Source organism: Flavobacterium ginsenosidimutans (assembly GCF_003254625.1).
Lineage (GTDB): Bacteria > Bacteroidota > Bacteroidia > Flavobacteriales > Flavobacteriaceae > Flavobacterium > Flavobacterium ginsenosidimutans.
This window is the reverse complement of sequence record NZ_QJRJ01000077.1, coordinates 25,676-44,739: the sequence shown is the minus strand read 5'-3', so window position 1 is coordinate 44,739 and position 19,064 is coordinate 25,676. Positions and strand designations below refer to the sequence as shown.

At 32.4% G+C, this 19,064-nt stretch carries 13 protein-coding genes; 11 read left to right on the top strand and 2 right to left on the bottom strand.

The features are described 5' to 3' along the window. Nucleotides 1-182 precede the first annotated feature (182 nt). The 11 genes from DM444_RS12045 (at nt 183) to DM444_RS11995 (ending at nt 16,424) form a co-directional block, all read left to right on the top strand. Nucleotides 183-3,254 (top strand): VIT domain-containing protein, encoded by a 3,072-nt coding sequence (locus tag DM444_RS12045; RefSeq protein WP_239455670.1) that lies wholly within the window; start codon nt 183-185, stop codon nt 3,252-3,254. A 140-nt stretch (nt 3,255-3,394) separates the two neighbouring features. Beyond that, entirely contained in the window at nt 3,395-4,372 is a 978-nt protein-coding gene (gene rsgA / locus DM444_RS12040; protein WP_111286962.1) for a ribosome small subunit-dependent GTPase A, read from the top strand. 148 nt (nt 4,373-4,520) lie between these two features. Beyond that, a complete protein-coding gene (gene dtd, locus DM444_RS12035) occupies nt 4,521-4,973 on the top strand; it encodes a D-aminoacyl-tRNA deacylase (RefSeq protein WP_111286960.1) in 453 nt (150 codons plus the stop codon). Nucleotides 4,974-5,037: 64 nt separating this feature from the next. After that, nucleotides 5,038-6,945 (top strand): DUF3857 domain-containing protein, encoded by a 1,908-nt coding sequence (locus DM444_RS12030; RefSeq protein WP_111286957.1) that lies wholly within the window; start codon nt 5,038-5,040, stop codon nt 6,943-6,945. Nucleotides 6,946-6,979: 34 nt separating this feature from the next. Beyond that, nucleotides 6,980-8,992 (top strand): DUF3857 domain-containing protein, encoded by a 2,013-nt coding sequence (locus DM444_RS12025; protein WP_111286955.1) that lies wholly within the window; start codon nt 6,980-6,982, stop codon nt 8,990-8,992. A gap of 1 nt (nt 8,993) precedes the next feature. Beyond that, entirely contained in the window at nt 8,994-10,985 is a 1,992-nt protein-coding gene (locus tag DM444_RS12020; protein ID WP_111286953.1) for a DUF3857 domain-containing protein, read from the top strand. A gap of 3 nt (nt 10,986-10,988) precedes the next feature. Further along, entirely contained in the window at nt 10,989-11,315 is a 327-nt protein-coding gene (locus DM444_RS12015) for a nucleotide pyrophosphohydrolase (RefSeq protein ID WP_012022600.1), read from the top strand. Nucleotides 11,316-11,449: 134 nt separating this feature from the next. After that, the gene (gene aroA / locus DM444_RS12010; RefSeq protein ID WP_111286951.1) at nt 11,450-12,679 is read left to right on the top strand and encodes a 3-phosphoshikimate 1-carboxyvinyltransferase; all 1,230 of its coding nucleotides are present in this window, start codon (nt 11,450-11,452) and stop codon (nt 12,677-12,679) included. A 274-nt stretch (nt 12,680-12,953) separates the two neighbouring features. After that, nucleotides 12,954-14,003, top strand: coding sequence for a tRNA preQ1(34) S-adenosylmethionine ribosyltransferase-isomerase QueA (gene queA / locus DM444_RS12005; protein WP_111286949.1), 1,050 nt, complete (start codon nt 12,954-12,956; stop codon nt 14,001-14,003). A 315-nt stretch (nt 14,004-14,318) separates the two neighbouring features. Further along, nucleotides 14,319-15,593 carry a kynureninase gene (gene kynU / locus DM444_RS12000; protein ID WP_111286947.1) on the top strand — a complete coding sequence of 425 codons (1,275 nt, stop codon included), beginning with the start codon at nt 14,319-14,321 and terminating at the stop codon, nt 15,591-15,593. 405 nt (nt 15,594-15,998) lie between these two features. After that, a complete protein-coding gene (locus DM444_RS11995; protein WP_111286945.1) occupies nt 15,999-16,424 on the top strand; it encodes a YMGG-like glycine zipper-containing protein in 426 nt (141 codons plus the stop codon). A gap of 292 nt (nt 16,425-16,716) precedes the next feature. On the opposite strand, the gene DM444_RS11990 is transcribed toward DM444_RS11995, so the two are convergent. Both DM444_RS11990 and DM444_RS11985 read right to left on the bottom strand, forming a co-directional pair. Then, nucleotides 16,717-17,082 (bottom strand): hypothetical protein, encoded by a 366-nt coding sequence (locus DM444_RS11990; protein WP_162614959.1) that lies wholly within the window; start codon nt 17,080-17,082, stop codon nt 16,717-16,719. 178 nt (nt 17,083-17,260) lie between these two features. Next, nucleotides 17,261-19,057, bottom strand: coding sequence for a hypothetical protein (locus tag DM444_RS11985; RefSeq protein WP_111286941.1), 1,797 nt, complete (start codon nt 19,055-19,057; stop codon nt 17,261-17,263). Nucleotides 19,058-19,064 lie beyond the last annotated feature (7 nt).

The window sequence follows — 19,064 nt, the reverse complement described above, 5'->3', positions numbered from 1 at the left end:
TTTAAGCAAAATGAATCTCTAAATTTTCTTATAGCATTAATTAAAAATAGATTGTTTTTTAAGAATCCCTATTACTTTGAAAGAAGTGATGGGGATTTTTTTTGTATAAATATTTTTATCTTTCCCAACCTTTTTAAGTTTTTTGTTCTCTATACTTTTATACAACTTTAAATTTCTATGCCATGAAATCAAAATCGCTTTTTTCAATGTTGATGTTTTCGCAAATAAAGTTTTATTTATCACTTTGTTTTCTGTTGTTTATCGGAACAAAAACTTTTGCACAAAGTCCAGAATTGACAGTTAAAGGTGATGATGCCGAGAAAGTAAGAATGAGTCAGTTAAAAGTCAATGTAAAAGTCGTTGGCAATATTGCTTATACCACTTCTGAAATGCATTTTTTTAATTCTGGAACACGCCAAATGGAAGCCGAACTTATTTTTCCATTGCCTGAAAATGTTTCCGTTTCTAGATATGCAATTGATATTAACGGAAAACTTCGCGAAGCTGTTCCAGTAAATAAAAACAAAGGGAAACAAGTTTTTGAAGCAATTGAACATCGACGTGTTGACCCCGGATTGTTGGAAAAAGTAGATGGGAACAACTTTAAAACGAGAATTTATCCGTTGATGCCAAATGGAGAGCGAATTGTTGTTATTGGTTATGAAGAAGAACTTTCAGCTTTCGATAAAGACAATCTGGTGTACCAATTGTTGAGTCGCTATCCTAAAAAACTAGATAAATTTGAAATTAATGTTTCGGTTTTAGGAGCGTCTGCGGAGCCGGCTGTAAATGGAGATTCTGAAAAGGAAATTGTTTTTTCGAAATGGAATCAGTCTTTTAATGCGTCTATAAAAAAAGAAAATTATCAGCCTTCTGAAAAAATAGTATTTAAAATTCCAGTACAGCAAAATGTTCCAAGTGTTGTGACCCAAAATGTTGGCGGGCAGTATTATTTCTATGGAAACACTTTTGTTGAAGGAAATAAAATGGTTAAAAAAAATCCAGCTTCAATTGGTTTGATTTGGGATAATTCATTGAGTTGCAAAAATCGAGATTTGAAAAAGGAATTGGATTTGTTGGACGCTTATTTTCAGAAGATAAAAAATACAAAAGTGAGTTTATACTTTTTGAATTATACTTTTGAGAAACAAAAAGAATTTGTGATTTCGAATGGAAATTGGTCTGAATTAAAAGCGATTTTAGAAAAAACAAAATACGATGGCGGAACTCGTTTCTCTCAAATTAACTTTGAAAATCAAGATGAATATTTATTTTTCTCTGACGGATTATCTTCTTTGAGTGAAAATCTTCTTCCAAAAACTAAAAAACCTGTTTATGCCATTACATCTTCAGTTTCTGCGGATTTTGCTTTTTTGAATTTTTCTTCAATGAAAACAGGTGGAAATCTGATCAATTTGAATCAGATAAATGCTGAAACGGCTTTGGATAAATTGACAAATGTTAATTTGAAATTTTTAGGCATAAAAGAAAATCTAACTTTGACTGATTTATTTCCGATGGAAGGAACTTCGGTTTCTGGAAATTTTAGTTTTTCAGGAATTTCTCTGAATCCAAAAAATGAAATCACCTTGCTTTTTGGTTATGGAAATGATGTTGTTTTAGAGCGAAAAATAACTTTAGATGCAGCAACTCAAAACACAACTGATATTAATGTTGAGAAACTTTGGGCACAGAAAAAAATCGCCAATCTTGAATTAGAATATGCTAAAAATGCTGATGAAATTGAGCTTCTCGGAAAGAAATTCGGAATCGTAACCAAAAATACTTCTTTGATTGTTCTGGAAACGGTCCGCGATTATATTATGTATGATATTTTGCCACCTGCAGAATTGCGTGCTGACTTTGACCTAATTAAGAAACAAGATCAAGATAGAGCATTGGCACAACAAAAAAATAATTGGGGAAGTATTGAAAGCTATTTTAAAGGTATTAATGCTTGGTGGAAAAATAATGTTACAACTAGCCCAGCAGCTTTAGCGAAATACAAAAAGCAAAAAGCGAATGAAACGATCAAAGGAGATCCTGATGCCGTTTTAACAATAGATGAACCAGTAGGCTCTGCTCCAGCAATGAGTGTTGTGGAAGAAGATAATGCGGTATATAATGCTCCAAAAATTGAAGAGATAAAAGATAAAAAAGTAGCCAGTGAAGAAGTAGTCTATGTAGGATATGCGAGGATGACCACAAATTCTAGCCAAATTATTGCAAGGGATGGAGATGTACAGCAAAAATTGCAAGGAAGAGTTGCGGGAGTTGCAGTTGACACAAGAAATGAGACAGTATCATCCTTAAATTATTCTGTTACTGATACACTAACTTTTGATTCTAAAAACAAAGATAAAATCTGGAATCCAGACAGATTGTATTTAAAAGCTTTAGCCTCAGCACCAAAAGAAAAACAATATGATTTGTATTTTGAACTTAGAAAATCACAAGAACGAAATCCGAGCTTTTATTTTGATGTAGCACATTTTTTCTATAATCAAGGTGACGTGAAAAAAGCGTTACAAGTAATCAGCAATATTGCCGATTTAGGTTTAGAAAATCATCAGCTTTATAAAACACTTACTTATACTTTACGTCAATGGAAAGATTATGATGATGCAGTATTTACGGCAAAACAAGTGGCAAAATGGAGAGCGCATGAACCACAAAGTTTAAGGGATTATGCATTGGCTCTTGAAGATGCAGGAAAATATCAGGCAGCTTTTGACGAATTGGTAAAATCTCTAGAAGTAAATTATTATGGAGAAATGAGTGGACAATATGAAGGTGTAGAAGATATTATTTTAATGGATATTAACCGTTTGATGAGTGAACATCCAGGATTAAAAACAGGTAAACTAGATAAAAAATATCTTGAAAAAATGCCTGTAGATATCAGAATTATAATGAACTGGAATCAAATGGATGTCGATTTAGATTTACATGTAATTGAACCAACTGGAGAAGAATGTTACTACAGCCATAAGAACACTGAGATTGGCGGAAGATTTTCAAAAGATTTTACGCAAGGTTATGGGCCAGAGCAATATTTGATTAGAAATGCGGTAAAAGGAAAATATCAAATCAAAACCAATTATTTTGGCGAAAGCACATTAACAGAAAATGGTCCTGCAACCGTAATGTTGGAAATTTATACAACTAAAGCTGGAAAAACATCAAAAACTTTGAAAACAATTCAGTTAGGAAAAGTAAAAGAAAATGAGATTCTAGCCGAGATCAATTGGTAAAGACTGTAAATTAAGAATTCACTTTTTAAATTTAAAAGGCGAAGTTGCGTTGTTCAATTCTAAAAACGTAATTTTGCCTTTTATTTTTTAGGTTTTAAAGCGTAATCTAAAATCTAAAATCAGCAATCTAAAATTAAAGAATGACAGGAACCGTATATAAATCTACAGGAAGCTGGTACACCGTAAAATCTGAAAATGGAGATTTTGTGGAATGCCGTATGAAAGGGAAATTCAGAATAAAAGGTATAAAAAGTACCAATCCTATTGCTGTAGGCGATATAGTCGATTATGAATTAGACGAAACTTCAGATGCCGTAACGGGAACGATTCATAATATTCATGAACGAAAAAACTATATCGTTCGTAAATCGGTTAACTTGTCTAAGCAGATTCATATTATTGCTTCAAATATCGATCAAGTTTTCTTGTTGATTACAATTGATAATCCGCCAACAACTACAAGTTTTATCGACCGTTTTTTGGTAACTGCCGAAGCATACGGAATTGAAGCAATCTTGATTTTTAATAAAATAGATACTTTAAACGATCAGACTTTAGATGATCAGCTTTATCTTCAGCATATTTATTCTGAAATTGGATATAAATGCCTTCGAATTTCATCAACTGAAAATAAAGGTGTTGACAAGCTAAAAGAAATGATGGTGGGTAAAGTGAGTATGTTTTCTGGGCATTCTGGAGTTGGAAAATCAACTTTGGTAAATGCAATGGAACCAAGTCTTCATTTAAAAACTTCAGTAATTTCAGAACAAAGCAAGCAAGGCCAGCACACAACTACTTTTGCTGAAATGTATGATTTGTCTTTTGATGCCCGAATTATCGATACACCAGGAATTAAAGGTTTTGGAATTGTAGACATGGAACCATCAGAAATTAGCGGATACTTTCCAGAGTTCTTCAAACTCAAAGATCAATGTAAGTTTAACAACTGTTTACATAAAGAAGAACCGCATTGTGCAATCAAAACAGCTTTAGAAAAAGACGAAATTGCGTGGTCACGTTACAATAGTTATCTTAAAATCCTTGAAGGTGACGAAGAGCATTACCGTACCGATACGTATGGCGAAGATCGCGCTGCGAGTGATGAAACAAGAAAATAATTGTGAATTGTGAATGGTAAATTGTGAATTCCAATTGAAACATGAAAAGTTTGCATTGTAGAGATGCACTGCAGTGCATCTAACGCTAGAATTTAAAATCTGTTAAATCCTTTAATCTGTGGCATAGAGCCACAATTCACAATTTTCTATGAAAGTAGTCGTTCAAAGAGTTTCTCAAGCATCTGTAACTGTCGATTCTAATATTGTTGCAGATATTAAAAAAGGTTTATTGGTTTTAGTCGGAATAGAAGATGCCGATACACAGGAAGATATTGATTGGCTTGCTGGGAAAATCATAAAAATGAGAATCTTTGGTGACGAAAATGATGTTATGAACTGTTCGGTTCAGGATATTGATGGCGATATTATTGTCGTGAGTCAGTTTACGCTTCATGCATCAACCAAAAAAGGAAATCGCCCATCTTATATAAAAGCTTCAAAGCCAGATTTTGCAATTCCAACTTACGAGAACTTTGTAAAATCTCTGGAAAAAGAGTTTGGCAAGAAAGTACAAACTGGAATTTTTGGCGCAGATATGAAAGTAAATCTTCTAAATGATGGACCTGTAACTATTGTAATGGATAGTAAAAACAAGGAGTAAAATATTATTAAACATTTGTTAAGGATTTCGCAAAAAAATATATATTTGACGAAAATACTTACTAATGAAAAAACTCTTTTGCGCATTCTTTTTTTTCTTATTTCTTGTTAATTCTTCTGCTCAAAAGAGCGATTATTCTATACTATCAATACCCGATAGTCTTAAGCAAAATGCCAATGCTGTCCTTCGATTAGACCAGATGGATATCCTTATTGCTTCGCAAAGAAGCATGAACATCAAAACTCAAAGAATAGTTTCTGTTTTAAATGATAAAGGACTAAATGATATTGACGCCTTTAGTCATTATGATAAAACAACTTCAATCAAAAATATTGAAGCAATTGTTTATGATGCATTCGGAAACGAAATAAAAAAAATCAAACGAAAAGATTTTAAAGATCAAAGCGCGGTAAGTGGCAGTACTCTTTTTTCAGATAACCGTGTGCTTTACTTAGATTATACTCCAATTTCATATCCTTTTACTATTGTCTATACATGCGAAGTTGAAACTTCGAATACTGCATTTATACCACAATGGTATTTTTTAGGTGGTTATTACTTAAGTGTAGAAAAATGTGTTCTGAATGTTACTTTTCCTAAAGACTTGGGTTTTAAAAAGAAAGAGTTCCGTTTTAACGGTTTCAATATTAAAAAGACAGAAGAGACAGATACCAAACTAAGTTATTTAGCTACCAATCTTGTTGCTCAAAAACAAGAAGATCTTAGTCCTAATCCATCAGACCTTTTTCCTAAAGTCATGATGGGATTAGAGAATTTCCATTTAGAAGGAGTTGATGGAAAAGCTACAACATGGGAAGCATTTGGTAAATGGTATGGAGAAAAAATCTTAACAGGAACTACCATTTTGCCAGAAGAGACAAAAGTAAAAATCAAAGCTTTGGTTGGGAACGAAAAAGATCCTGTTAAGAAAGCAAAGATTATTTATGATTATGTCCAAAAGAAATCCAGATATGTAAATATTGCCGTTGGAATTGGCGGATGGAAACCAATGTTGGCAAGCGATGTAGATCGTTTAGGTTATGGTGATTGTAAAGCATTATCAAATTATACAAAAGCACTTTTGGAGGTTGTAGATGTTCCGTCTTATAATACTATTTTATATGGAGATCGCTACAAGTCAGATATTCAATCTGATTTTGTTTCGATGCAAGGAAACCACATGATTTTAGCGGTCCCAAATGAGAATAATTATATCTGGTTAGAATGTACAAGTCAAGATGATCCGTTTGGATATCAAGGTGTTTTTACAGATGATCGCGATGTTTTGGTTGTAAAACCTGAAGGCGGAGAAATTGTCCGCACTAAAATCTACGATGACAAAGGAAATACTCAAGATGGAAAAGGAACTTATACCATTGATGAAACTGGGAATTTTTCGGGAGTTTTAAAAATAGCTTCACGAGGAAGTCAATATGCTTCTAAATCTCGAGTAGAAACCATGCAGCCGAATGAAAAAGAGGAGCACTACAAAGATTACTGGGATAATATCAATAACTTAAAATTAGGTAAAATAACTTTTACCAACGATAAAGAAAATGTTCGTTTTACAGAAGATATTCAAGTAAGTGCTTCAAATTACGGAACACTTTCTGGCAATAAAATGATTTTTGTAGTTGATGCATTTAATCAATATACGGGAAATATAAAACGAATGAGAAATCGTAAAAATCCATTTCAAATCCAGCGCGGATATTTGGATACAGATGAAATCGAAATCAGCCTTCCTGCAGGTTACAGTATCGAATTTCTTCCTTCAAATTATGAGTTAAAAGGAAAATTTGGTGAATATAAAACCGAAATCATAAAAAAAGAAAATAACAAACTAACGTATAAAAGGTCAATGTTCCTTAACAAAGGTAAATATTCGAATAAAGAATATGACGAATACCGTTTGTTTATGGAGCAGGTCTCTAGAAACGATAATGCCAAAATAATATTGACAAAAAATTAAACCAATTATAACCAATATAAACCAAGAATTACCAATGAAAATTATTAAACTATTTAGCCTCTCTGTGATTCTATTAATCGCTCCCAAAGCGATTTCTCAGGAATTCAAATTAGGAAAGGTTTCTGTTGCAGAATTGGAACAGAAAGTCCATCCAAAAGATACTTCAGCAGTAGCAGCAGTTCTTTACAAAAAAGGAGTTTCAAGAATGGAGTTCGATCAAAATGATGGTTTTTACATGATGACCGAAGTAGAAACCCGTATCAAAATTTATAAAAAAGAAGGCTATGAATGGGCAAACCAGCAAGTTTGGTATTACAACACTACTAACTTAAAAGAACGTGTGTTTTTTACAGATGCAAATACTTATAATTTAGTGAATGGTAAAATAGAGAAAACAAAATTAAAAAGCGACGGATCTTTTGATGAAGTCATTTCTAAATACAGAGGGCAAAAAAAGATTACGATGCCAAATGTAAAAGAAGGATCTGTAATCGAATTTCGTTATACTATAAAATGTCCTAACGAAGGAATCATACGTGACTGGGATTTTCAAACGTCAATTCCTGTAAACTATTCAGAACTTAAAGTCGCTTATCCAGAATATTATGTCTTTAAACCGGTACAAAAAGGATATTTATTTCCAAAAGCTACAACATTAAAAAATCCGAAATCGATAACGATCAATAGTAAAGAAAGAAACGTAGGACTGGTGTCTGGAACTAGTTTCTCTTCAGATAAAATTGATTATTTAGAAACTGAAGTAACGTATGTAGCACAAGATTTTCCAGCGTTGAAAGATGAAAGTTTTGTGAATAATATTGATAATTATACAGCAAGTGTTCAGCACGAATTGTCGTTGACTCACTTTCCAAATAGTCCAATAAAAGAATACTCTACAGATTGGAATTCAGTGGTAAGAACGATCTACGAATATGATGATTTTGGTCCAGAGTTAAACAAAACAGGATATTTTGAAGAGGATTTGAAAAAAGTTCTGACTGGATTAAATGGGCAGGATGAAAGAATTTGGGCCATTTTCAATTATGTGAAAGCAACCATAAAATGGAATGGCTATACAGGTTACAGCTGTGATAGCGGAGTTAAAAAAGCATATAAAGAAAAAACAGGAAATATTGCAGATATCAATTTAATGCTTACTGCAATGCTTCGTTCTTCGGGTTTAACAGCAAATCCGGTTTTAGTTAGTACACGTTCTAATGGAATTGCATTGTTCCCAAATAGAAATGCTTTTAATTATGTAATTGCTGCTATTGAAACACCAGACGGATATATTTTATTGGATGCAACTGATAAATATTCGATTCCAAATGTTCTTCCTTTTAGAACATTAAATTGGCTTGGAAGATTAATCAGAAAAGATGGCTCTTCACAAGAAATAGATTTAATGCCTAAAAAGACATCAAATGATTTTGTTTTCATGAATTATGACATCAATGCTGAAGGAAAAGTTACTGGAAAAGCAAGAAGACAATGCACAGATTATAACGCTATGATCGCCAGAGAAAACTTCGAAAAACTAAAAGAAGAAGAATATCTTGAAAAATTAGAAAATAACAATGGAAAAATTGAGGTAAGCGAATATTCAAGAACAAACGAAAAAGAGTTACTTTCTCCAACACTTGAGACTTATTCATTTACTGGAAACGATTTATGCGAAATTATCGGTGGTAAGATTTATGTTAGTCCAATGTTATTCTTTAGTCAAGACAAGAATCCATTTAAACAAGAATCTCGCGAGTATCCAGTAGATTTTGGTTATCCATTTATGGATAAATACAATATCACAATTAAAATTCCAGAAGGTTTTGCAGTAGAAACATTGCCAACTGCTGTTGCTTATAGTATGGAAAACAATCTGGGAAGTTTTAAATTTAATATTGCTGCAAATGGCGATGTTTTACAATTGATGATTGTCAATCAGATCAATGAGGCAATTATTAATACAGAACAATATGAAATGCTGAAAGAGTATTACAAAGGAATGGTTGCGAAAGAAACCGAAAAAATTGTTTTAAAACGCATTTAATATGTTTATAAGATCATTTCTAATTTGCATTGCTTTCTTTTGGAGCATTACAAATACACAAGCTCAAAATTATGAGCTTGGAAAAGTAACAATAGCAGAACTTAAAGAAAATATTCATCCTAAAGATAGCAGCGCACCAGCTGCTATCTTGTTTAAAAAGGGAAGAACATATTTTACATACGACCGAAATACAGGTTTTATTGCAAATCATATTTGCGAGGTAAAAATCAAAATTTATAAAAAAGAAGGCTTGAGTTGGGCCGATCAAAAAGTGCGCTTTTATATTGGATATGAAAATCTAAATGACGACCGTTTAGAATTCTCAGAAGCAGTAACCTATAACTTAGAAAATGGAAGTATTGTAAAGACGAAACTTGAAAATCAAGGAGAATTTAAAAATAAAATTAATAAATACTGGAAAGAGAAAACAATCACTTTACCAAATGTAAAAGTGGGCTCTATTATAGAATATAAATATGTTTTGAAATCTGAAAATCTGGTAAAGTTTCCTGATTTTGATATTCAGTTCAAAATTCCAGTTAATTATTTTTATTATAAAACTCAAATCCCTGAATTCTATATTTATAAACCTATTTTAATTGGAGGAATTCCGCTTGAAACAGAAGCAAAATTAACAAACGGATCACAGAGTTACGATAACAATTTCAACCAGACAAATTCATTTACTTACAAACAAATCGAATCATACTATACAGGAAAAGATATTCCTGCATTGAAAGATGAACCTTATGTAAATAATTTGGAAAATTACCGCGGAAGTATTCAGCAAGAGCTTGAAAGAGTTCGTCTGCCAGAACAGCCCGTTAAAGATTACAGTGTAACTTGGGAAGGTGTTGCAAAAACAATCTTTAAAGATGATGATTTTGGAAAACAATTAAACGAAACACTTTTCTTTGCTGAAGATTTAAAAAAATTATTGGCTAATGTAGAATCCCAAAATGAACGATTAAAACTTGTTTTTACCTATGTTCAGAATCGAATGAATTGGAATGAAACCTATGGCTGTTACACTGACAAAGGTGTCAAAAAAGCCTATCAAGATCAAACGGGAAATGTTGCCGAAATCAATTTTATTCTAATAAATATGCTTCGAATGGCTGGAGTTACTGCAAATCCAGTTTTAGTCAGCACAGTTGAAAACGGATTGCCAGTTTACCCTACACGAGCAGGATTTAATTACATAGTTGCCGCTGCCGAAATTGATGGAAAATTAACTTTGCTCGATGCAACGCACAAATTTACCTCTCCTAATATTTTGCCATTAAACACCTTAAATTGGAAGGGAAGATTGGTAAGAAAAGATGGGACTTCGCAAGAAATAGAATTAGATCCAGCCTTGGCATCTAGAGAAAATTTTAATTTGATGGTTAAAATTAGTCCTGAAGGGAAAATGGATGGTAGTGCAAGAATTCAGCGAACAGATTACGATGCATACCGATTTAGAGTAGAGAATAATGCAAAATCGGAGGACAATTATTTAGAGAAATTTGAGGAAGAACTTGGAGGTTTGACAATTTCAAATTATAGAATCGAAAACAAGAAATCAAATGTTGGACAGCCTATTGTCGAGACTTTTTCTTTTGTTTCAAATGGACAGACAGAAATCATTGGAGGAAAAATTTTTGTAAACCCATTATTGTTTTTTACAAAAAGTAAAAATCCATTTAATCAAGAAAAGAGACAAATGCCTGTTTATTTCGGCTATAAAAATTCAGAAAAGTTTAGTCTTAGCATTGAAATTCCAGACGGTTACGCCATAGAATCAGTTCCGAAACCAGTGAGAATTACTTCAGAAGACAAGCAAATGTCATTTCTCTTAAATTTTTCAGTTGTAGAAAACAAAATTCAAATTGTGAGCATAAAAGAAATTAACAATAGTATTTTTGCAGCTGAGGATTACGAAATGCTTAAAGAGTTTTTTCAAAAGATTATCGTAAGCCAAAATGAAAAAATTGTTCTAAAAAAAGCTTAAGAAATGGATTTAAAAAACGCACAGTTAGATGTTGATACTTGGATAAAAGAGCACGGTGTTCGTTATTTCAACGAATTAACCAATATGGCGCAGCTAACAGAAGAAGTTGGAGAAGTAGCAAGAATCATTGCTCGCAGATATGGAGAACAATCTGAGAAAGAAAGCGATAAAAATAAAGATCTTGGCGAAGAATTGGCAGATGTTGTTTTTGTTGTGTTATGTTTAGCCAATCAAACAGGAATTGATTTGCAAGCGGCTTTTGATAAAAAAATGGATTTGAAATCGGTTAGAGATAAAGACCGCCATAAAAACAATGATAAATTGAAATAATTGTGAAATATCACTCATAAGTTTTGAATTATGAGTTTTCAATTTTGAATTATGAATGGGGAGTGGTAAATTGCGGTGCTGAATTATGTATCTAATCATTCATAATTCATAATTCACAACTTACAATTAAAAAAATGAATTTAAAACTAAGCACGAATTCACCATTCACCATTGATGATTCGCAATTAAATATTACAGGATCAAAAAGCGAAACTAACCGTTTATTGTTACTAAAAGCGTTATTTCCAAATATCACTTTAGCCAATACTTCAAATTCAGACGACAGCGAAGTAATGCAAAAAGCTTTAGCTGGAAATGACGAAATTGTAGATATACACCACGCAGGAACTGCAATGCGTTTCTTAACGGCTTATTTTTCGGTTAACGAAGGAAGAGAAGTGGTTTTGACAGGATCTAGCAGAATGCAAGAACGTCCGATTAAAATTCTTGTTGAAGCTTTGGCACAATTAGGTGTTGAGATTTCATACGAGAAAGAAGTAGGATATCCGCCAATTAGAATTAAAGGAAAAAAAGTTACAGCTTCAAAAGTAACTCTGGCGGCAAATGTGAGCAGCCAATATATTTCGGCACTTTTATTAATGGCTTCAAAATTAGATAATGGTTTAGAATTGACTTTGGAAGGGGAAATTACTTCAATTCCATATATCAAAATGACTTTAGCTTTGCTTAATGATTTGGATATTAAAACTAGTTTTGAAGGAAATGTAATTAAAGTTTTTCCTAAAGAATCAGTTGAAACAAAAGAAATGGTTGTAGAATCAGATTGGAGTTCTGCTTCTTATTTCTTCAGTCTTGTTGCTTTATCAGATGCTGCAAAAATTACTTTGAGCAGTTATAAAGAAAATAGCCTTCAAGGAGATTCAGAATTAGTTTCTCTTTACCAAAAAATGGGTGTGAAAACGACTTTCCAAAACAATAAAATGACTTTGGAAAAAGTAGCTGGTTTTAATTATCAAGATGTAAATTTCGATTTGAATAATACTCCAGATATCGCACAAACGATTGTAGTTACTTGTTTAGGTTTAGGAATCGGATGTCATTTAACAGGTCTTCATACTTTAAAAATTAAAGAAACGGACCGTTTGGAAGCTTTAAAAACGGAGTTGACAAAATTAGGCGCTAATATTTCGGTGACTAATGACAGTTTAACTTTAGTTAAATCTGATAATATAAAGCACGATGTACATATTGCAACATACAATGATCACCGTATGGCAATGGCATTTGCACCTTTAGCTATCAATGTGCCAATTATTATTGATGACGCAGAAGTTGTTTCAAAATCATACCCAGATTTCTGGAATGATTTAAAAGCATTAAATTTTCAAATCTCAGAATTGTAGTTTTTGAATATATAAAGTTTATTTAAATAAAAGCTGCATAAAACATAGCCTCTGGTTTCAACCAGAGGTTTTTTTATATGTATGAATCAAAAAAGTTAAAATTGACTTAAAGAATAGCTTTCTAAGTCAATCTGAAAGCTCAGTAAATCAAGGACTTTTGAAAATAATAGCCAAAACACTTGACAACGCCTATTTCACAATCGTATATTTGCAGTCGATTTAAAATTTTAGATAAAAAAATCTAAGATTGATATTTTAAAATCTAACTTCAAATATGAAATTATCACACTTCAATTTCAATTTACCGAAAGAACTTTTGGCTGAATTTCCAGCAGAAAACAGAGATGAATCTCGTTTAATGGTAATTGACCGTAAAAAAAACACAATCGAACATAAAATGTTTAAAGACGTTATCAACTATTTTGATGACGGAGACGTTTTAATTCTTAACAATACAAAAGTTTTCCCTGCGCGTTTGTATGGAAACAAAGAAAAGACGGGAGCTAGAATTGAGGTTTTCTTATTAAGAGAATTAAACTCTGAGCAACGTTTATGGGACGTTTTAGTAGATCCTGCTAGAAAAATCCGTATTGGTAACAAACTTTATTTTGGTGATGACGATTCATTAGTTGCTGAGGTAATCGACAATACAACATCTCGTGGTAGAACTTTACGTTTCTTATACGATGGATCATACGAAGAATTCAGAAACAAATTGACAGAACTTGGAGAAACTCCAATTCCTAAATACATCAACAGAGAAGTAACTGCTGAAGATGCTGAAAGATACCAAACAATCTACGCAAAAGAAGAAGGAGCTGTAGCGGCACCAACTGCTGGTTTACACTTCTCAAAACACCTTTTGAAAAAATTAGAAATCAAAGGAGTGAACTTTGCTGAGGTAACTTTACACGTTGGTTTAGGAACTTTTAACCCAGTTGAGGTTGAGGATTTATCTAAACACAAAATGGATTCTGAGGAATTAATTATCAATCAAAAAGCTTGTGATATCGTAAACGAAGGAAAAGCAAAGAAAAAACGTATCTGTGCTGTAGGAACAACTTCTATGCGTGCAATCGAAAGTTCTGTTTCTTCTGCAAATACTTTGAATCCTTACGAAGGATGGACAAATAAATTTATTTTCCCTCCTCACGATTTTAGTATTGCAAACTGTATGATCACAAACTTCCACACTCCAAAATCAACATTATTAATGATGATTTCTGCTTTCTGTGGACACGATTTAATGAAAAAAGCATACGAAGAAGCGATCAAAGAAGGATACAAATTCTATTCTTACGGAGACGCGATGTTAATTCTTTAATTAGAGTTTTATATTATAAAAAAAAGACCCGACAAGTTTTTAGAACCTGTCGGTTTTTTTGTTTTTAATAGTTTTGTTTCAAGTTTCAGGTTTCAAGTTTAACCGCAAAGTTCGCAAGGATTTTTTACTTAGTTTGTGTTTGCTAAATATAAAAGAACGCAAAGCTTTGCGAACTTAGCGTTTGTAAACGTTAACCTTGATAAAAAATCCTTGCGAACTTTGCGGTTAAAAAATACAAAGCATTTCAACTTGAAACCTTAAACCTGAAACAAAACAAACAAAATTTGTTATTTTAGCAGACAAAACAAAAACACAATGACTTTTCAAAATACACGCGAATTTGCACGAGAGCTAGATTCGAAAGACGCATTAAAACATTACCAAGACCAATTCATTTTTCCTAAAGTAAACGACAAAAGAGTAATTTATTTTACTGGAAACTCATTAGGATTACAGCCAAAACGCACCAAAGCTTATATTGATGAAGTAATGAACGATTGGGCAGAATTGGCAGTTGAAGGTCATTTTTATGCTGAAAAACCTTGGTGGGATTATCAAGAAAGATTTGCAGAACCCTTGAGTAAAATTGTAGGCGCGCTTCCATCAGAAGTTACGGTTATGAATACTTTGACTGTTAATCTTCATCTATTGATGGTTTCTTTTTATCAGCCAAAAGGCAAACGTTATAAAATTATCTGCGAAGAAAAAGCTTTTCCATCAGATCAATATATGTTTCAAAGTCAAGTTAACTTTCACGGATACAAGCCTGAAGATGCGATTGTAGAAATTAAACGTCGAGAAGGGGAACACAATATTCGTCTTGAAGATGTCTTAGCAAAAATTGAAGAAGTCGGAGATGAACTTGCTTTGGTTTTAATTGGCGGAGTAAACTATTATACAGGACAAGTTTTTGACATCAAAACCATAACTGCTGCTGGACAAAAAGCTGGAGCAAAAGTAGGTTGGGACTTGGCTCATGCTGCTGGAAATATCAAATTAGAACTTCATAACTGGAATGTAGATTTCGCAGCTTGGTGCAGTTATAAATATATGAATTCAGGACCTGGAAATGCTTCGGGTTGTTTTGTTCACGAAAAACATCATAATTCAGATTTACCAAGATTTGCTGGATGGTGGGGACACAACAAAGAACGTCGTTTTAAAATGGAACCAAACTTTGATCCCGTTCACGGCGCAGACGGATGGCAGATTAGTAATCTTCCAGTTTTATCTTTAGCGCCATATTTGGCTTCGGTAGAAATGTTTGCTGAGGTTGGAATGGATGCCTTAATTAAAAAACGTGATCATATTACTTCTTATTTGGAATTTATTCTACACGAAATTGATAAAGAAGTAGAAAGCACTTTTGAAATTATTACGCCTTCAAACCCAAGTGAAAGAGCTTCACAATTGTCTGTTTTCCTTCACGGAGAAGGAAGAGCATTATTTGATTATTTAATGAAAAATGGAGTAATCACAGATTGGCGTGAACCAAACGTAATTCGTTTGGCACCGGTTCCTTTGTACTGCTCTTATGAAGATATGTATGATTTCGGACAAATTCTGAAAAAAGGAATTTTAGGGAAGTAAAAATTAATCTCGCAATCCCGATAGCCATCGGGGAGCTGAATAGCATTTTTTGTTTAAAGCCACAGATTAATAGGATTAAAAAGATTTTTTTGAATTGCCTCCAATTTTAACTGGAGGTATTAAAAATAAAACTTAAGAAGGCTTTAGCCAAACGGCATAGTTTGGTTAAAGCTTTTTCTTTTAACCAATTTTTCATCCAGCTAAAGCAGGAAGCTATTGTACTTAAAAGATAAAACTTTGCGTCTTCGCGACTTTGCGAGATTAAATCATACAGCTTAAAAAAAAATAATTCAGCCAGAAATACGGCGAAATCTTCAAATCTTATAAACTTTCTAAAAAATCCTGTAATAAGTATTAAAACAAATATTAAGTACTTTGTAATGTATAATTTTAAAACTTATAGTCATGAAAGGCTTATATATATTATTAACCGTGATATTTTTAACTTCTTGTCAGCAACAAAGCAAAGAAGATATAAATAAAGCCAAGCAAGCCAGCATTGATTCAATGAAAGTTGAGATTAACAAACAGCGTGTTATCGATTCGATGAAGACAGAAATGGCTAAATTAAACGAGGAAAAGATCGAAGCTCAAAAAGAGAAAGTCGTTGTTGTGCATCAACAAGATGGAACAAATGCCACAACTGCTAAAAAGAAAGGTTGGAGTGCAACTGCTAAAGGCGCTGTTATTGGTGCTGGCGTTGGTGCCGCAACTGGAGCCATTGTCAGTAAGAAAAAAGGTGAAGGTGCAATTATTGGAGGTCTAGCTGGAGCTGCAGTAGGAACTGGAACTGGAGCTGTTATTGACAGTAAGAATAAGAAAAAAGAATAATAATAATCATTTGGATAACTTGATATAAAAAAATGGCAAACAATTTATTTGTTTGCCATTTTTAGTTTATTAAAGAACTTTAATGTTTTAATTTACTGATGCATATTCCCTATTGCAACAATCAACAAAATTAAAAAAAGCTAAAATGTTATTGTTATACCACAATTTCATATAAGAGCCATCAGGGAATTCATAAACATCCCAAACCATTCCAAAACCTATAGAACCCATACTAGGGCCAATTAAATTTATTGCTTTGTTATGTGTAATTTCTTCTTTTACTTTACAGAAATCATTTATAGATATTGTTCTGTTTTTGATTTGGTCCACTATGAAGGATTCCTATTTTTGCTGTAGACGAAACAGAAGTTTGATTTGATTTTAATTGATATTCTCTTTTGCAAGGATCTATAAAAAACATTTTACTGAGTTTGTTGTTTTTGTAGATTAGTTTCATTTTGCATTCATAATCTAAATTGTAGATAAAATTTGATTTTAATTTTTCTTGCGGTTTGCCAATAAATTTTTCTATATCAGCACGTTTTGTTCCAATGTTAATTTTACAAAAATCTTTAATCTTTAAATTTTCTTTAGCAAAACAATTCATCAGAGAGAATAATACAAATGTTAAACTAGCCGCTATAGTTTTTTTAAACATGGTTCTTGATGTTTTATCAATATAATAATTTCAAGCTAAATTTATATGTTGAAATCTGAATGATATTTAATTCTAGTTTATAAAAAATTGAATTGAATTTTTTATTTTTTAAATCATTTTTAAAGAAAAAATGTGGAAAAACAAACCCCAAATTACTTTTAATTTGGGGTTTTCAATTTTAAACCAACTCTGAAACGGGAATTTTAATACCAACTAATTCTGATTTACAAGAATCGAGTTGATCAAGGTCACCTTTAAAGACTTTCGTCGATTCAAATAAATTTTTATAATACTCAATTCCATCTAACAGATTAGATTTAAAAGAATTCCATTTTTTAAGCTGAGCTGTTGTAAGTTCTCCAGAAATAGACTGAATTTCATTTCTAAAATACGTTATGTACATTTTAAGCTCTTTAATAAATAAGTTAGGACGCTCAGTTCTGATAACTGATTTTCCATGATAAATATGATGCAGCATTTCTTTCAAAGAAACTTCTTGATCAAAATAAGCCAAATTCGGACCTGGGCAAATTACTACACCTTGAGCCTGGCCTTTAACTTTTATGTCATTTTCTAAATAAGATGCATTTGCTAAACCAACGCACAAACATGATTTTTCGGTTATTTTGATTTTGCTTTTTTCAAATTCATCAGCAGATAAAGAATCTTTTCTTGCTTCTAATTCTTCCAGTTTAATATCCTGATATTTTTTTGAAGCCGTACAAATTCCGTGTGGGTCATATTCTTTACTTAATGCTAAGAATTTCTTTGGACAAGAACTTCCAGCTTTATTTTCTTGAATTCTTTTCTGTTTTAAAAATTCATTAGTTGTTCCTTTCAAAGTGTTGAATGGAACTCCCAAAGGCGAAATGTTACTTAAATAGAAATCATCTTCTTTGGCATTCATCAATAAATTGCGAGTTTCTTGATCTACAGATGTTGCTTCTGGAACTAATAAAAATGGAGAACCCCAGCCAATAGAATCTACGTGATATTCGTCTAATAAAAACTCATGTTCTTGAGAAGTTCCAACACCGCCTTGAACTGTAATTTTTAATTCTAAAGGGTTTTCTGGAAAATGCTGATTTTTTGCCTGTAAAGCTTTAATCATTAAATCGTGGGCAGATTGTACCAATTGTTCTTTTTTCTGCTTGAATTCTTCTAAAATGGCACCTAATAAGAGTCCATCGGTTGCAAAGGCGTGACCGCCGCAGTTTAATCCCGATTCAATTCGATATTCTGAAACCCAAAGTCCTTTTTTAGCCAAGAAATTTCCCTGAATCATCGCCGATCTAAAATCGCTTACTTTTAAGACGATTTTCTTTTTCAGTTCGTTATTTTCATTCGGAAAAAAATCTTTGAAGTTTTCGAAATAACCAAACAATCTTGGGTTCATTCCAGCGGAAAGTACAACAGAAGATTCTAAATTACTATTTGCAAAACCTCTTAAAGCGGCATGCGCATCGTTAAATTCAATTGGTAATTGTTCATTTTTGATAAAGTTATCTTTATCTAGTTTCGTCATAATGTTAACATCGATTTCTCCAGGAAAGAGATGCGTTTCAATATAATTTTGAATGTTTTCTTTAAAGGAAATTCCATCATCTAGTAAGTTTTGAAATCCTTTCTTAATGTCAGAAGTGTTGGGTAACATCGACATAAAGTTATCAAGAGCCGTTTTGCTTTCGGCCAATTCAGTTTTAAAATTTTCAAATTTCTCTTTGACAATTTTATCGACTAAATTTAAATAAGAAGTAATTCGCTCTGCGCGGTAATCGTGAAATTTTTGACTGATTTCTTCGTAAGGGAAGTTGAATTTTGTGCTGTAAAAATTACGCATCTTTTCAATCAAATCATCGTCGGCTAAAGCTATAACAGATGAAATTCCATACTGCGCCACTCGAATCGGACTGTCTATCGTATAAGCCAATCCCATTACTGGAATATGAAAAGTATGCAGATTTTTTTTTGTCATTTGTATT

What these genes read in the sequence shown, in the direction of transcription:
- DM444_RS12045 (WP_239455670.1), top strand. Translation starts at nt 183, where the DNA reads ATGAAATCAAAATCGCTTTTTTCAATGTTGATGTTTTCGCAAATAAAG.
- rsgA (WP_111286962.1), top strand. Translation starts at nt 3,395, where the DNA reads ATGACAGGAACCGTATATAAATCTACAGGAAGCTGGTACACCGTAAAA.
- dtd (WP_111286960.1), top strand. Translation starts at nt 4,521, where the DNA reads ATGAAAGTAGTCGTTCAAAGAGTTTCTCAAGCATCTGTAACTGTCGAT.
- DM444_RS12030 (WP_111286957.1), top strand. Translation starts at nt 5,038, where the DNA reads ATGAAAAAACTCTTTTGCGCATTCTTTTTTTTCTTATTTCTTGTTAAT.
- DM444_RS12025 (WP_111286955.1), top strand. Translation starts at nt 6,980, where the DNA reads ATGAAAATTATTAAACTATTTAGCCTCTCTGTGATTCTATTAATCGCT.
- DM444_RS12020 (WP_111286953.1), top strand. Translation starts at nt 8,994, where the DNA reads ATGTTTATAAGATCATTTCTAATTTGCATTGCTTTCTTTTGGAGCATT.
- DM444_RS12015 (WP_012022600.1), top strand. Translation starts at nt 10,989, where the DNA reads ATGGATTTAAAAAACGCACAGTTAGATGTTGATACTTGGATAAAAGAG.
- aroA (WP_111286951.1), top strand. Translation starts at nt 11,450, where the DNA reads ATGAATTTAAAACTAAGCACGAATTCACCATTCACCATTGATGATTCG.
- queA (WP_111286949.1), top strand. Translation starts at nt 12,954, where the DNA reads ATGAAATTATCACACTTCAATTTCAATTTACCGAAAGAACTTTTGGCT.
- kynU (WP_111286947.1), top strand. Translation starts at nt 14,319, where the DNA reads ATGACTTTTCAAAATACACGCGAATTTGCACGAGAGCTAGATTCGAAA.
- DM444_RS11995 (WP_111286945.1), top strand. Translation starts at nt 15,999, where the DNA reads ATGAAAGGCTTATATATATTATTAACCGTGATATTTTTAACTTCTTGT.
- DM444_RS11990 (WP_162614959.1), bottom strand. Translation starts at nt 17,082, where the DNA reads ATGTTTAAAAAAACTATAGCGGCTAGTTTAACATTTGTATTATTCTCT.
- DM444_RS11985 (WP_111286941.1), bottom strand. Translation starts at nt 19,057, where the DNA reads ATGACAAAAAAAAATCTGCATACTTTTCATATTCCAGTAATGGGATTG.